The 13,885-nt window shown below is 37.2% G+C and carries 12 protein-coding genes and 11 tRNA genes; 22 read left to right on the top strand and 1 reads right to left on the bottom strand.

The features are described from left to right. Positions 1–2 precede the first annotated feature (2 nt). The 10 genes from BN1066_RS05025 to BN1066_RS04980 all read left to right on the top strand — a co-directional run bounded on the left by BN1066_RS05025 (position 3) and on the right by BN1066_RS04980 (position 9,304). Positions 3–362, top strand: a complete 360-nt coding sequence (locus BN1066_RS05025; protein WP_077318367.1) for a type II toxin-antitoxin system PemK/MazF family toxin — start codon at positions 3–5, stop codon at positions 360–362. A 596-nt stretch (positions 363–958) separates the two neighbouring features. Then, complete coding sequence (locus tag BN1066_RS05020) at positions 959–1,828, top strand: RsbT co-antagonist protein RsbRA (protein ID WP_077318366.1); 870 nt, start codon at positions 959–961, stop codon at positions 1,826–1,828. 4 nt (positions 1,829–1,832) lie between these two features. Beyond that, positions 1,833–2,189, top strand: coding sequence for an STAS domain-containing protein (locus BN1066_RS05015; protein WP_077318365.1), 357 nt, complete (start codon positions 1,833–1,835; stop codon positions 2,187–2,189). A gap of 3 nt (positions 2,190–2,192) precedes the next feature. After that, positions 2,193–2,594 carry an anti-sigma regulatory factor gene (locus BN1066_RS05010; protein ID WP_077318364.1) on the top strand — a complete coding sequence of 134 codons (402 nt, stop codon included), beginning with the start codon at positions 2,193–2,195 and terminating at the stop codon, positions 2,592–2,594. Positions 2,595–2,749: 155 nt separating this feature from the next. Then, positions 2,750–3,763 (top strand): PP2C family protein-serine/threonine phosphatase, encoded by a 1,014-nt coding sequence (locus BN1066_RS05005; protein WP_077318363.1) that lies wholly within the window; start codon positions 2,750–2,752, stop codon positions 3,761–3,763. Positions 3,764–4,476: 713 nt separating this feature from the next. Further along, positions 4,477–4,809, top strand: a complete 333-nt coding sequence (locus BN1066_RS05000) for an STAS domain-containing protein (protein ID WP_077318362.1) — start codon at positions 4,477–4,479, stop codon at positions 4,807–4,809. Further along, the gene (gene rsbW / locus BN1066_RS04995) at positions 4,809–5,282 is read left to right on the top strand and encodes an anti-sigma B factor RsbW (RefSeq protein WP_077318361.1); all 474 of its coding nucleotides are present in this window, start codon (positions 4,809–4,811) and stop codon (positions 5,280–5,282) included. The genes BN1066_RS05000 and rsbW overlap by 1 nt, the downstream gene beginning before the upstream one ends. Then, positions 5,254–6,045, top strand: coding sequence for an RNA polymerase sigma factor SigB (gene sigB, locus BN1066_RS04990; protein ID WP_077318360.1), 792 nt, complete (start codon positions 5,254–5,256; stop codon positions 6,043–6,045). Before rsbW ends, sigB begins: the two co-directional genes overlap by 29 nt. 1 nt (position 6,046) lies before the next feature. Then, on the top strand, positions 6,047–6,640 hold the full coding sequence (locus BN1066_RS04985; protein ID WP_179104291.1) for a SpoIIE family protein phosphatase: 594 nt from the start codon (positions 6,047–6,049) through the stop codon (positions 6,638–6,640). Positions 6,641–7,138: 498 nt separating this feature from the next. Continuing rightward, positions 7,139–9,304, top strand: coding sequence for a Tex family protein (locus BN1066_RS04980; RefSeq protein WP_077318358.1), 2,166 nt, complete (start codon positions 7,139–7,141; stop codon positions 9,302–9,304). A 251-nt stretch (positions 9,305–9,555) separates the two neighbouring features. Here the strand turns inward: BN1066_RS04980 and BN1066_RS04975 are convergent, their stop codons facing one another. Beyond that, on the bottom strand, positions 9,556–11,013 hold the full coding sequence (locus BN1066_RS04975) for a catalase (RefSeq protein WP_077318357.1): 1,458 nt from the start codon (positions 11,011–11,013) through the stop codon (positions 9,556–9,558). A 197-nt stretch (positions 11,014–11,210) separates the two neighbouring features. On the opposite strand from BN1066_RS04975, the gene BN1066_RS04970 reads away from it, so the two are divergent. The 12 genes from BN1066_RS04970 to BN1066_RS04915 all read left to right on the top strand — a co-directional run bounded on the left by BN1066_RS04970 (position 11,211) and on the right by BN1066_RS04915 (position 13,873). Further along, positions 11,211–11,660, top strand: coding sequence for a SprT family protein (locus BN1066_RS04970; RefSeq protein ID WP_077318356.1), 450 nt, complete (start codon positions 11,211–11,213; stop codon positions 11,658–11,660). Positions 11,661–12,621: 961 nt separating this feature from the next. Beyond that, a tRNA-Asn gene (locus BN1066_RS04965) sits at positions 12,622–12,696 on the top strand. Positions 12,697–12,701: 5 nt separating this feature from the next. Further along, positions 12,702–12,793 (top strand) — tRNA-Ser (locus BN1066_RS04960). A 10-nt stretch (positions 12,794–12,803) separates the two neighbouring features. Continuing rightward, positions 12,804–12,875 (top strand) — tRNA-Glu (locus BN1066_RS04955). 30 nt (positions 12,876–12,905) lie between these two features. Continuing rightward, positions 12,906–12,982 (top strand) — tRNA-Asp (locus BN1066_RS04950). A gap of 4 nt (positions 12,983–12,986) precedes the next feature. Beyond that, positions 12,987–13,061, top strand: a tRNA-Gln gene (locus BN1066_RS04945). A 172-nt stretch (positions 13,062–13,233) separates the two neighbouring features. Next, a tRNA-Lys gene (locus BN1066_RS04940) sits at positions 13,234–13,309 on the top strand. 16 nt (positions 13,310–13,325) lie between these two features. Next, positions 13,326–13,407, top strand: a tRNA-Leu gene (locus tag BN1066_RS04935). Positions 13,408–13,458: 51 nt separating this feature from the next. Further along, positions 13,459–13,542 (top strand) — tRNA-Leu (locus tag BN1066_RS04930). Between the two features lie 54 nt (positions 13,543–13,596). Beyond that, a tRNA-Arg gene (locus tag BN1066_RS04925) sits at positions 13,597–13,673 on the top strand. Between the two features lie 5 nt (positions 13,674–13,678). After that, positions 13,679–13,755 (top strand) — tRNA-Pro (locus BN1066_RS04920). Between the two features lie 44 nt (positions 13,756–13,799). Beyond that, positions 13,800–13,873: transfer RNA gene (locus BN1066_RS04915), tRNA-Gly, on the top strand. Positions 13,874–13,885 lie beyond the last annotated feature (12 nt).

Genomic DNA, 13,885 nt, shown 5'->3' with positions numbered 1-13,885 from the left:
ATTTGATCGTGCAAAGAGGCGAAGTATATTTCGCTGACCTTTCCCCTGTTGTCGGGTCAGAACAGGGAGGCGTCCGCCCGGTATTGATCCTGCAAAATGATATCGGGAATCGTTTCAGTCCTACCGTTATTGTTGCTGCTATTACAGCGCAAATTCAAAAAGCCAAGCTCCCAACACATGTGGAGATTGATGCAAAACGATATGGGTTTGATCGTGATTCCGTTATTTTGCTAGAGCAGATTAGAACACTTGATAAACAAAGGCTAACAGATAGAATAACAAAATTGGATAAAGAAATGATGTCTAAGATCAATCAGGCATTGGAAATCAGTTTAGGACTGAAGGATATGTATGGTCAATAATACCCTTGTGTTAGTACAAGGGTATTTTTGTGTTGAAAATTCTGCATGTGAGGTGCCGTAAATATCTAAATATTATACAGATTGTCAAAAAAAGAATAAAAGAGAAGCAAAACGGCGTCTGAAAGATTGATTGGTTCGCATCGAACAGGAGGAATTATGAAGAGGCATCGCGTTTTTTCAAGATAAGAAAAACCTCGATAGCGAGACATGATATGCAGAAAAAGTGTTTCCTTTTCCAAGGGTGCTTGAGATTTTAGCCTTGTTCCACTTCAAGAAGAAAAGCACTGCGTAAAATAAAATTTCACTTTATCCCGCATCTAAGGTGCCGTAAGACTCCCACTTCAAGAGCCTTGAGTGGATACAAAAGGTCTAAGTGGGAGAAAACGGCACCTAAATGCCCGATTCGTTCAAGCTAACATTCCGTAGGAGCTGGAAGAAAACTCCTACGGAATGAAGTTTCACTTTATCCGTTTTTTGTTTCTATGTTACAATTATTGTTGATAACTTTAGAAAAAAGTACAATTTTAGGGCTTTGAAGCAGCTCTATAACATGACTTAGAATAAAAATTATATTTTAATTAAGTGGGGGTAAGGAAATGGACGAGAAGTTTAAAAAGATTGCAATCGATAATAGTGATGCCATTGTACAAATGTGGCTGGAAGAAATAAATTCATTAAAAAGTGATAATTATACAGCTAGTATTTCTGAAGAACTATTTGATAGTACTAATAGGGAATTTGTGAATGTGATATTTACAAGCATAAAAAATGCTGGTTTTTCAAAAGCAGTTGAGAACTTTTCTGAAAAGATTATTAATCTTGGATGGCCATTAAGTTATATTACCGACGGCTTACAAGTGTTTCGTAGAGTTACAATTGATTATATTTTAAGTCAAACAGAGCAAATAGGTTCTACATTTATTTCCAATGTATTAGAAAGTGTAGATAATTGGGTTGAACCTCTAATTCGGCAGCTCGTTAATGAATACTCAGGGAGTTGGGAGAACACGGTGTCGTTACAAAGGGTAGCTCTTCAAGAGTTATCAGCTCCGTTAATTCCTGTGATGGACGGTATTACAATTATGCCTTTAATTGGAACGATCGATACGGAACGGGCAAAATTAATTATGGAAAACCTGCTTGATGGCGCGATTAAACATAATTCGGAAGTTGTTTTAATGGATATAACGGGTGTTCCAGTTGTTGATACAATGGTTGCTCATCATATTATTCAAGCGGCAGAAGCAGTACGCTTAATCGGTGCAACATGTATCCTTGTAGGAATCCGTCCGGAAATTGCTCAAACCATTGTTAATTTAGGGATCGATTTAAGTAAATTCCCAACGAAAAGTTCTTTAAAGAAAGGGTTTGAAAGAGCTCTTGAAATAACGAATCGTCAAGTTGTCGATATTGAAAGTAAAGAGGATAGTATTGAGCAATTAATTCAATCATTGAAGGGAGAGTGAAATAATGCGAATACCCATATTAAAGCTACATAATTATTTATTAATCTCCATACAGACAGAGATTGATGATCAAACAGCTATCCAATTTCAAGAGGATTTATTAGATAAGATTCATAAGAACGGCTCAACTGGAGTGGTTATTGATTTAACATCGGTTGATATTATTGATTCATTTATTGCCAAAGTGCTTGGTGATGTTGTTACAATGTCAGATTTAATGGGGGCGAAGGTAGTTTTAACAGGTATTCAGCCTGCAGTTGCTGTAACTTTATTAGATTTAGGAATTCATTTAAAAAATGTGTCAACTGCATTAAATTTAGAGCAAGGCCTTATTAAACTCTACCAGGAATTGGGGGAATAGTGGATGCAACCTCAATCTTGTGTGAATATAAAAAAAGAATGGGATATAGTAGGTGCAAGACAGTTAGGTAGAGATATTGCGAAGAAATTAGGTTTTGGAACCGTCGACCAAGCACGTATTGCAACAACGATATCGGAGCTGGCAAGAAATATTTATCTATATGCAGATCACGGCCAAATATGTTTTGAAGTGATCCATACAGTCGAGCATAAAGGAATCTGCATTATTGCCATTGATGTAGGCCCCGGGATTGTGGATATCGGACAAGCGTTAGAAGATGGCTATTCAACCTCCGGAGGTTTGGGAGCTGGATTGCCAGGTGTCAAAAGGTTAATGGATGAATTTGACATCCGAACAGAGGTCGGTAAGGGAACGCGAGTGAAAGTAATTAAATGGTTAAGGTAGTTGTTCTAATTTGAAATGGTGAAAGAGAGTATACTGTGAAGACTTTTATCTATACGGATCTTAGATATGAGTCTGACAGCTTCCTTTTATTTGGAGTTAATTCACTTGTAACCATTCAGTTGTTTTGGCTACGATGGATAGTGAGGGGGAAAATAATGGAGAGTATACTGAAATTAGATGCAGAAACTTATAAATTATTAATGAAGCGTTATATTGAAACAAGAGATGAGCGCTCCCTTTATGAAATTGAACAAGCTAGTAAATCTTTTATAAAGAATAATATTTTGCCAGATGAAATCGTTAATATGCATATTCAGGCCCTCGAAGATTTATATCCTAATTTAAGTGAGGGTATTAAATATTCCATGAATTTTCTGTTAGAGGCGATGATTGCATATGGAATTGCTCATCGAGAGTATCAACAGCTTCGGGAAAAACAGTCAGAGTTAAAATCAGAAATATCGGTAGCGGCTAGTATGCAGGAAACGCTTTTAGAGACCAAAAAGCCAGATATTCAGGGGTTGGATATAGGTGTTATTAGTATGTCTGCTCATCAAATGAATGGAGACTATCATCATTTTGTAAAAGGTAGAGATGGATCATTAGGAATTGCTATAGCTGATGTTATAGGAAAAGGGATTCCCGCTGCGCTTTGCATGTCAATGATTAAGTATGCCATGGACAGTTACCCTGAAGATGCGATGACACCAAAAGCAATTCTTGTTAACATGAACCGAGTTGTTGAAAGAAATGTTGATCCCAGCATGTTTATTACAATGTTTTATGCACAATACCTTCCCTTTGAACATACACTCCGTTATGCCTCAGCAGGTCATGAACCTGGTTTTTATTACAATGCAAAGCGAGATATATTTACAGAACTAAAAACAAAAGGTCTTGTTTTAGGTGTAACTCCAGATACAACTTATCCACAATATGAACTTAAAATTGAACAAGGGGACATGGTTATTCTATTGACAGATGGAGTTACAGAGTGCAGAGATGGTGAACGATTTATTGAACGCCAAGAAGTGTTAGATGTGATTAGAAAGTATATTCATCTACCAGCTCAACAGATGGTTAATCAAGTTTTTAAATATTTTGAGCGTTTACAGGACTTTGAACTGCGAGATGATTTTACTTTACTAATTATAAGAAGAGAAGTTTAACAGATTGTTTTAATGGGTAAATGTAAGCAGGATCTAAACAACAATCTAAAAAATATGTTTATGTACATATTCTATATATTTGGCGCTGTAAACCATTCTTTTTAAATAGAGTGGAAAAGAAAAAACGGCGACTAATCTGATTGCTTCGGGAAAAAGGAAGCAGCAATAGATGTGCACGAATAAGAAGCGTTTTTCTTTTTCGAGGACAAGAAAAAACTTCGGCAGCGATACATCGCAATATTTTCAAAGTTATCGATCAAAATGTGTTGAATAGAACAGAGTATGCTTCGATAGCAATACACCGCAATTTTTCAAGGGCTCCCAAGTTTTTAGCCTTTGTTCCACTTCAAGGAGAAAAACACTCCTAGAACGAAGTTTTACTTTTCTAATACTATAGGAAAGTATAAAATTTTAGGGTTTATCCCGCATGTAAGGTGCCGTAAGTTTCCCACTTCAAGTCCTGAGTTCGTGCAAAGGGGCTAAGTCGGAGAAAACGGCTCCTAAATGCCCGATTGGTTCAAAGGCCTTTAGGTCATACCCTTGTGGTATTAACATTCCGTGTAAAAAGCATTCCACGGAATGAAGTTTCACTTTATCGTATAAGAAAAACTACAGCTATCGCTAAAGACTTGGCGACAAGCCAAAGTTTTTCTAATATTTCGTAGCCAAAGATCGTCTACGAAATAAAGTTTCACATATATAGGAGGAGAAATATGAATCTAACTATTAAAATCACAGATGAACCAAATAAGTCTATTGTCCACTTATCTGGAGAAATAGATGCATATACTGCCCCAAATTTGAAAGAAACGTTAATTCCCCTTACACAACAAAAAGGCAGGATAGTGGAGGTTGACTTAGAAAAGGTAAGCTATATGGATAGTACAGGTTTAGGTATTTTTATTAGTGCACTTAAATCAACAAAGGAGCATGATAGTAAGTTAATATTAGTAAATATACAGGAACGTGTACTGCGCTTGTTTAAAATTACAGGGTTAGATGAGATTATAGATGTAAATGCTGCGATTCGGGGTGGAAGTGAATAATGGAAAAATTTGATTTTATTGAATTGAAGGTTCCAGCAAAGGCGGAGTATATTGGTGTTGTGAGGTTAAGTATTTCCGGAATAGCCAATCGTATGGGCTTTTCTTATGAGGATATTGAAGATTTAAAAGTAGCCATTTCTGAAGCAATTACGAATACCGTCAATCATGCTTATCATGATGGTGAAGGTGAAGTTACGATCGGTTTTGGTGTCTACGATGATCGCTTAGAAATTATGGTGGCAGATCGTGGTGACAGTTTCAGTCTAAATGAAATAAAGGATAGTATTGGCCCATATAACGAAACGGAATCAATTGAAGATTTACGAGAAGGAGGGTTTGGTCTGTTCTTAATTAATGCATTAATGGATAAAGTTCAAATCAATAATAGTTATGGTGTCATTGTACTAATGACGAAGTATATAAATGAAACTGAGGTGGGCTTTGATGACGACCAAATCTCAACCACACAATAACGGAAGGGATGAGGTTTACCAATTAATTGAATCATTGCAAAAGGAGCCCACGAATGAGCAATTACAAGAGAAATTTGTTCTGATATATAAGGATCTTGTCGAATCAATCGCTCGTAAGTATTCAAAAAATAGTGCTATTCATGAAGATCTTGTCCAAGTGGGAATGATCGGACTATTAGCTGCAGTACGCCGATATGATTCAACATTCGGTAAATCTTTTGAATCTTTTGCAATACCTACAATTATTGGAGAAATAAAACGCTTTATCCGTGATAAAACATGGAGTGTACATGTTCCAAGGCGAATAAAGGAATTAGGACCAAAAATAAAAAAAGCAGTAGATATATTAACGGCACAAAACCAAAAATCACCATCCATTAAAGAATTAGCAGACTATCTAGAAGTGTCAGAGGAAGAAATATTAGAAACAATGGAGATGGGAAAAAGCTACAAAGCACTTTCGGTTGATCGAAAAATTGAAGCAGATTCAGATGGGAGTACCGTTGCTATTTTGGATTTAGTAGGAAATGAAGAACGTGGGTACGATCATGTCGATCAAAAGATGCTGCTAGAAAAAATATTTCCAATTTTATCTGAAAGAGAACAACAAATTTTACATTATACTTATTTTGAAAATAAGAGCCAAAAGGAAACAGGGGAACTGTTAGGGATTTCACAGATGCATGTTTCAAGACTTCAACGCCGCTCATTACGGAAGCTAAGAGAAGCTATTCAGATGGAAAGCACGGAGGTCTTTGATTAGTATGAAACATGTAGATGTGTCTGTCTTTCAACAAGCGAAGGTCGGTAACTATCATTGTGGAGACAGTTATTTTTATAAAGAAACAGAGCGTGAATTTGTTTGTGCCATTGCGGACGGATTAGGAAGTGGTGAGTTTGCCAAGGAATCCTCACAAATTGTTATTGATATTATTAAAGAAAACATGAATACTAATATTGAAACGATTATAAAAAAATGCAATGAACAATTACATGGAAAACGTGGTGTTGTTGTTGGTATTCTCAAAATTGATTTCCAAACAGCAATGTATTCCTTTTCTTCCATAGGCAATATAGGTATTTTAATCATTACGGAAAACCAGAAGAAAAAGCGTAATATTCCCAATGCCGGCTATTTAGCTGGATACCATTGTTCGTTTAAAGTTATTCGAGAAAAGCTACAGCCAAACATGATGTTTTTAATGTTTTCTGATGGTGTAACGGATAAAGATTTGTCACAAAAGTATTTAACGACCAAAAATGCTCAGGAGATTACGCATATATTCAAGCATATAAACGATTCCCCTAGACATGATGATACTACTTTAATAGCTATGCACTATAAAAGAGCTGACTAAGACTGCAGCTCTTATTTTTTGTCTAGGAAACTAAATTTTTTTCTGTATGGTCATAGCTTTTTTGAAAGTAGCATTGTCTAGCTCAAGCGCCTGTTCTGCAATCAAACTTTGATTTCCTTCGTTTGATAAGTCAACATCAGCTTATGTTTTGTGAGAAACGGCACCTAAATGCCCGATTGGTTCAACTAACATTTCTTGGAAAAAGCATTCCAAGAAATGAAGTTTCACTTTATCCCGCATGTAAGGTGCCGTAAGACTCCCACTTCAAGGACCTGAGTTGATACAGAAGGATCTAATTATGAGAAACGGCACCTAAATGCCCGATTGGTTCAACTAACATTTCTTGGAAAAAGCATTCCAAGAAATGAAGTTTCACTTTATATCGATCCCTTTTTAAGATTTATAAAGAATACGAAGGAGTCCAAGTAGGAGATAACGACATTAGGAAAGTTCTGCTATTTTTGATAAAATAGACAACGTAGTAAAGGAGGAGAACTTGTGACAAATGAAATAAATCAAGATTTAACTTTTTGGGTAGCGAATGAGACAAAAGTAAAAGTACCTATTGTAAATAAAGTGATTGCATTATTGAAAGATGGAAATACCGTTCCTTTTATTGCACGTTACCGTAAGGAAGTAACAGGTGGTCTGGATGAAGTACAAATTAAATTAATTCAAGATAAATGGAATTATGTCGTAAACCTATCTGAAAGAAAGCAAGAGGTTTTAAGAAGTATTGAAGAACAAGGAAAGTTGACAGACGAGCTAAGACAGGAAATTCTACAAGCTATGCAACTGCAACGGGTAGAGGATCTTTATCGTCCTTACAAGCAAAAACGCCGAACAAGAGCTACAATTGCAAAAGAGAAAGGATTAGAGCCATTAGCAGAGCTGGTTTGGCAACAGGAGATTACCAAGCTTAATGAGGAAGCGGTCAAATATATTTCAGAGGAGCATGAATTACATACTGTCGAAGATGTGTTAGCGGGGGTAAATGATATTATTGCAGAATGGATATCAGAAGAACCTGCATACCGAGAATATATGAGAGATGAAACGGTCAAGCGAGGATCGATTGAATCGGAAGCAAAAGATGTTGAAAAAGATGAAAAGCAAGTATATGAAATGTACTATGAGTTTCATGAACCCATTCGTTCCCTTGTTTCTCATCGAATTTTAGCACTTAACCGAGGTGAAAAGGAAGGGGTTTTAAAAGTCTCCATTCATCCATCAACAGACAGAATTGTTGAATTTTTAAACGAGCGAATCATTAAACAGTCTGTAAGTAGTGACGTCAAAGAACTGCTACAACATGCGATTGATGATAGTTATAAGCGTTTAATCCAGCCTTCTATCGAAAGAGAGATACGCAGCAGCCTAACAGAAAAGGCAGAACAACAGGCGATCGATGTGTTTTCTAAAAACTTAAAAAGCTTATTATTACAACCGCCTTTAAAAGGGAAAACCGTACTTGGTGTTGACCCCGCTTTTCGTACTGGATGTAAGCTGGCAGTAGTTGATGAAACAGGAAAAGTTCATCATATCGGTGTGATGTATCCTACTGCACCGAAAAATGATATAGCGGGGGCTGAGAAAATTGTTTTGGAGCTTATCCAAAAATATCATATTGAATTAATTGCAATTGGTAACGGCACAGCTTCAAGGGAAACGGAACAGTTTATCTCAGATGTAATTAATAACAATGAGTTAGCTATTCCATATATTATTGTAAATGAAGCAGGGGCTAGTGTATATTCAGCATCAAAGCTTGCTAGAGAAGAATTTCCCGATTTACAGGTTGAAGAGAGAAGTGCTGTATCCATAGCACGACGTGTTCAAGATCCATTAGCTGAATTGGTAAAAATTGATCCAAAATCGATTGGAGTAGGTCAATACCAACATGATGTCAGTCAAAAAGCATTGAATGAATCACTTTCTTTTGTTGTCGAAACAGCCGTAAACCAAGTAGGAGTAAATGTGAATACGGCTTCTTCATCGTTATTACAATACGTGTCCGGACTTAGTAAAACAGTTGCTAATAACATTGTTAAGCGTCGTGAAGAAGAAGGGAAATTTACGAATCGTAAGCAATTGAAAAAGATTCCTCGTTTGGGGGCAAAAACATATGAGCAAGGAATTGGTTTTTTGCGTATTATGGATGGAGATAATCCCCTCGATCGTACACCAATTCACCCTGAAAGCTATGCCAATACCGAAAAATTACTTTATATTTTAGGTTGTGAAGTAGAAGATATTGGTTCAGACAAGCTGCAAGAAGCAATTCGGATGATTGATAAAAAAGAAATTGTGAACCAGCTCAAAATTGGCGAACCTACGCTTAATGATATTCTAGAAGCATTAATGAAACCAGAGCGAGATCCTCGGGATGATTTTCCACAACCGATTTTAAAGAAAAATGTATTATCTCTTGAAGATATAAAACCTGGTATGGAACTGGAGGGGACAGTAAGAAATGTTGTCGATTTTGGGGTTTTCGTTGATGTTGGTGTAAAACAAGATGGTCTTGTTCATATATCAAAGATGTCGCATAAGTTTGTAAAGCATCCAATGGATATGGTATCCGTCGGGGATGTAATCACAGTTTGGGTAGATAGTATTGGTGCAAATAAGGGTAGAATAGGTTTATCCATGATTAAAGAATAAAAGTCTTTTGTCTACCTACCTATACAGAATGTTATGTTTAGAGAGTGTAAAGTTAGATAACGTAGTCACATAGCTAGACAGTTAAAATTTATGATATGGAGAAACAATATATTAGAATATATGTACTGTCTAATAAGGAAAACAAGCATGGTTTTTAGCCATGCCTGTTTTTTTAAAGCTGACGTGGATTCTGCCTTTACGATGATGTGAGACAAAACAGACGATGTTAACTTCGTATAGTTCCTCATATGTTACTTTACACTTTCAGGAACTTGAAGACCGAGTCCTTGTGCAATTCGCTCGCCCCATTCAGAGTCAGCTTTATAGAAGTGACTGATTTGACGGAGCTTAATTTCGTCTTTGGTTACCGGCTTCATATGGTCGACAAATGCTTTAATTAATCTATCTTTTTCATCGGAGGACATTAAACGATATAAGTCACCAGCTTGAGTGTAATGATCATCACTGTCATAAGGAACACTATCTGCTTCGCCATAAACTTCAAATGGTTTTATTTTTGTTGAGGGGTCTTCAACAGGACCATGAAAGCTATTTGGTTCATAGTTTGGCTTACCTCCACCATTTCCATTAACAGTCATAAATCCATCACGCTGATAATTATTTACTTCTACTTTTGGTTTATTTACAGGAATTTGGTGATGGTTTACTCCGAGACGATAGCGATGGGCATCAGAATATGCAAATAAACGCCCCTGAAGCATTTTGTCCGGTGATGCCTCAATACCGGGTACAAATTGGCCAGGTGAGAACGCAGCTTGTTCTACTTCCGCAAAGTAATTCTCTGGGTTTCTATTCAATACCATTCGACCAACTTCAATGCGCGGGTAGTCTTTCTTAGACCAAACCTTTGTTACATCAAACGGATCCCATTTATATGTTTTTGCATCTTCATAAGGCATAATTTGTACATATAGCTTCCAAGCTGGATAATCGCCATTTTCAATTGCATTATATAAATCTTCTATGTGATAATCAGGATTTTCTCCGGCAATTTTCTCAGCAAGCTCTGCAGCTAAGCCTTTTACTCCTTGCTCGCTGATGAAGTGATACTTAATCCAGAATGCTTCCCCCTCTTGATTAACCCATTTAAATGTATGACTTCCATATCCATTCATATGACGGAGAGTAGCGGGAATACCGCGGTCTCCATGAAGATAGGTTATTTGATGGAGTGATTCCGGTGATAGTGACCAGAAATCCCATACCATGTCTTTGTCCTTCAAATGGGTTTTTGGATTACGTTTTTGAGTATGAATAAAGTCAGGGAATTTAATAGCATCACGGATAAAGAATATTGGTGTATTATTTCCAACTAGATCATAATTACCTTCGTTTGTATAGAATTTAATGGCGAAACCACGTGGGTCTCGTACGGTGTCAGCAGAACCTAACTCTCCGGCAACAGTTGAAAAACGAGCAAATACTTCTGTACGCTTTCCAATTTCACTAAGAAAATCTGCTTTTGTATAGTTAGAAATTTCATCATTAGTTACTTCAAAGTATCCATGAGCACCTGCTCCCTTTGCATGAACGATTCGTTCAGGAATACGTTCTCTATTAAAGTGAGCTAACTTTTCCAGCAAGTGGAAATCTTGAAGTAGTGTTGGTCCGTGATGACCAGCAGTGATTGAATTTTGGTTATCGCTAACCGGAGCTCCAGCAGCTGTTGTTAATCTATTATTAGGCAAAATACTTCCTCCTTCTAACATTTAGTCGAACTATAACTATATTATAATCTAAACTAAATAAAAATCAATACTTTTTTATAATGATTTTAAATAAATAAGTATAATAATTAGGGACATTGATTAAAAAACTATTTTTGTGCAAGAGAATGTATTTTTTTATATGATAATACTGTGATATGGAAGAGGTGAATTTTCAAATGTATCAACTAACTGATAAAGAAGTATATGATTTAGTGAATACGTTGTCACTCCGTTATTTTCATAAACCTTTTTTACATGAAGTGAAATTCAATCATCGACTGCGTACAACGGGGGGAAGATATATTCCGGCAAAAAAGCTGATTGAATTAAATCCAAAGTATTTAGAAAAAGAAGATGAATTTATTGGTATTATTAAACATGAGCTTTGTCATTACCATCTGCATATTGAAGGAAAAGGTTACAAACATGGAGATCAGGATTTCAAGAGGCTTCTACGTGCAACGAATTCACCAAGACACTGTAAACCCCTTCCTTCACAACAAAAATGTAAATATATTTATAAATGTGAAGTTTGCGGTCAGGAATTCAGGCGGATGAGAAGAATGAATACGAATAAATACAGATGTGGCAGATGTAAAGGAAAAATAGAATTACAACAAAGTTAACGAGTTGGTATATTAAGTAGAAACAAATAAACATGTTAACTTAGGAGCGCTTTCACACATTTTTAATGGTTTACGATGAAAATGTGAGTTCTAAAGGTGGCTAATAGACCTGAGACTGACTAATACCGCAACATCCTTGAAAAATCGCGATGATCGCTGTCACCACTTTTTATTTGTTGCAACTCCTACACGGTCATATCCTAATGCGTCGAAGCTCAGTTCGGCCTAGTTTCTAGTTTCAAGTAGCGCAGTAAAAACCACTCAAGGTATACGAGCCACAAGAAACAAGTAATTAAAGAAAACCCAGTTAGCAGCAAATAATAACTTAGTTGCAGCACGTTTACTTCGGATATAAAACTTCCACTCAAATGTATGATGATATTGAGTACGACATTTTTATCGAGCTGTTTGAATAACCTCTAGTAAATGAGACAATCATTTTTATCCCGCATGTAACTTGCAGTAAGACCTCCACTTCTGTGCTTCAAGGAAAAAACTAAGAAGTTAGATGGGAGGATCTAACTGCAAGTAAATGCCCGATTTGTTCAGCTAATATTTCTTGGGAAAGGCATTCTAAGAAATATAAGTTTCACTTTATCCCGCATGTAAGGTGCCGTAAACCTCCCATTCAAATCTTGAGTTATACAAAGAGGATATGCGGTAGGTATAACGGCACCTAAATGCCCGATTCGTTCAGCTAATATTTCTTGGGAAAGGCATCCAAGAAATATAAGTTTCACTTTATCAGAGCTTGGATATTGCTAAGTTGTCTTTAAAATTATAAATATAAAAAAATAGTCGTAACCCATTGACGAATTATGTCATTCATGGTACATTAAATTAGCTGTCAATTATAACAGGTCTTATTACATAAAGTTTCAAATAAAATCACATAAAATGTTGACAATTTTCCTTAGATAGTGTATTATATTTTTCGTTGCAATTCTTTATTTGCATTTATTCCACAGTAGCTCAGTGGTAGAGCAATCGGCTGTTAACCGATCGGTCGTAGGTTCGAATCCTACCTGTGGAGCCATACAAGGAGAAGTACTCAAGTGGCTGAAGAGGCGCCCCTGCTAAGGGTGTAGGCCGTTGATAACGGCGCGAGGGTTCAAATCCCTCCTTCTCCGCCATTAAAAAATTGGCCCGTTGGTCAAGCGGTTAAGACACCGCCCTTTCACGGCGGTAACACGGGTTCGAATCCCGTACGGGTCATCTGGTTTTTACTTTTATAATAAAATAGAAGGTCCGGTAGTTCAGTTGGTTAGAATGCCTGCCTGTCACGCAGGAGGTCGCGGGTTCGAGTCCCGTCCGGACCGCCAGTGTTGGGCTATAGCCAAGCGGTAAGGCATCGGGTTTTGATCCCGTGTATCCTAGGTTCGAATCCTAGTAGCCCAGCCACTTTTGTTTAGTTTATAACTTCACAATGTTTTATTAGTTCGGTACAGCAACAAGCTGAACATCTACCGAATACGCTACGAGTAAACCCGATGCACAAAGTACCTGTGAAAAAACAAGAAGAAGCAGGGGTCTACTTTGAACAGAGTTGTTTTTACAATCACTTATCCATTATGAGCCATTAGCTCAGTCGGTAGAGCATCTGACTTTTAATCAGAGGGTCGGAGGTTCGAATCCTCCATGGCTCACCATTACAATGAAAGACTTGCGGGTGTGGCGGAATTGGCAGACGCGCTAGACTTAGGATCTAGTGTCTTCGGACGTGGGGGTTCAACTCCCTCCACCCGCATTGGAATTTTGAATCTATACCATCCTTTAAGTTTTTTATAAATGAATTTAGGCGGTCGTGGCGGAATGGCAGACGCGCTAGGTTGAGGGCCTAGTGGGTGTATAACCCGTGGAGGTTCAAGTCCTCTCGACCGCATTTAATGGTCTCGAATCTATTGATGGATTACACTCTATTAAAAGATTGAAATTAGCGCCCGTAGCTCAATTGGATAGAGCGTTTGACTACGGATCAAAAGGTTAGGGGTTCGACTCCTCTCGGGCGCGCCATGATTCGGGAAGTAGCTCAGCTTGGTAGAGCACATGGTTTGGGACCATGGGGTCGCAGGTTCGAATCCTGTCTTCCCGACCATTTAGTTATTTTATTTCCTTATTATATTACATTATTTTATATTCGCGGGTGTAGTTTAATGGTAAAACCTCAGCCTTCCAAGCTGATGACGAGGGTTCGATTCCCTTCACCCGCTCCAAAACAAATTCTT

This window comes from Virgibacillus proomii, from assembly GCF_900162615.1.
Taxonomy (GTDB): domain Bacteria; phylum Bacillota; class Bacilli; order Bacillales; family Amphibacillaceae; genus Virgibacillus; species Virgibacillus proomii.
This window is presented reverse-complemented; position numbering and strand designations above follow the sequence as displayed.

Excerpts from the sequence above, each read along its gene's own strand:
- sigB (WP_077318360.1), top strand. The coding sequence starts at position 5,254 with ATGACGACCAAATCTCAACCACACAATAACGGAAGGGATGAGGTTTAC.
- BN1066_RS05020 (WP_077318366.1), top strand. The coding sequence starts at position 959 with ATGGACGAGAAGTTTAAAAAGATTGCAATCGATAATAGTGATGCCATT.
- BN1066_RS05015 (WP_077318365.1), top strand. The coding sequence starts at position 1,833 with ATGCGAATACCCATATTAAAGCTACATAATTATTTATTAATCTCCATA.
- BN1066_RS05010 (WP_077318364.1), top strand. The coding sequence starts at position 2,193 with ATGCAACCTCAATCTTGTGTGAATATAAAAAAAGAATGGGATATAGTA.
- BN1066_RS04985 (WP_179104291.1), top strand. The coding sequence starts at position 6,047 with ATGAAACATGTAGATGTGTCTGTCTTTCAACAAGCGAAGGTCGGTAAC.
- rsbW (WP_077318361.1), top strand. The coding sequence starts at position 4,809 with ATGGAAAAATTTGATTTTATTGAATTGAAGGTTCCAGCAAAGGCGGAG.
- BN1066_RS05005 (WP_077318363.1), top strand. The coding sequence starts at position 2,750 with ATGGAGAGTATACTGAAATTAGATGCAGAAACTTATAAATTATTAATG.
- BN1066_RS05000 (WP_077318362.1), top strand. The coding sequence starts at position 4,477 with ATGAATCTAACTATTAAAATCACAGATGAACCAAATAAGTCTATTGTC.
- BN1066_RS04970 (WP_077318356.1), top strand. The coding sequence starts at position 11,211 with ATGTATCAACTAACTGATAAAGAAGTATATGATTTAGTGAATACGTTG.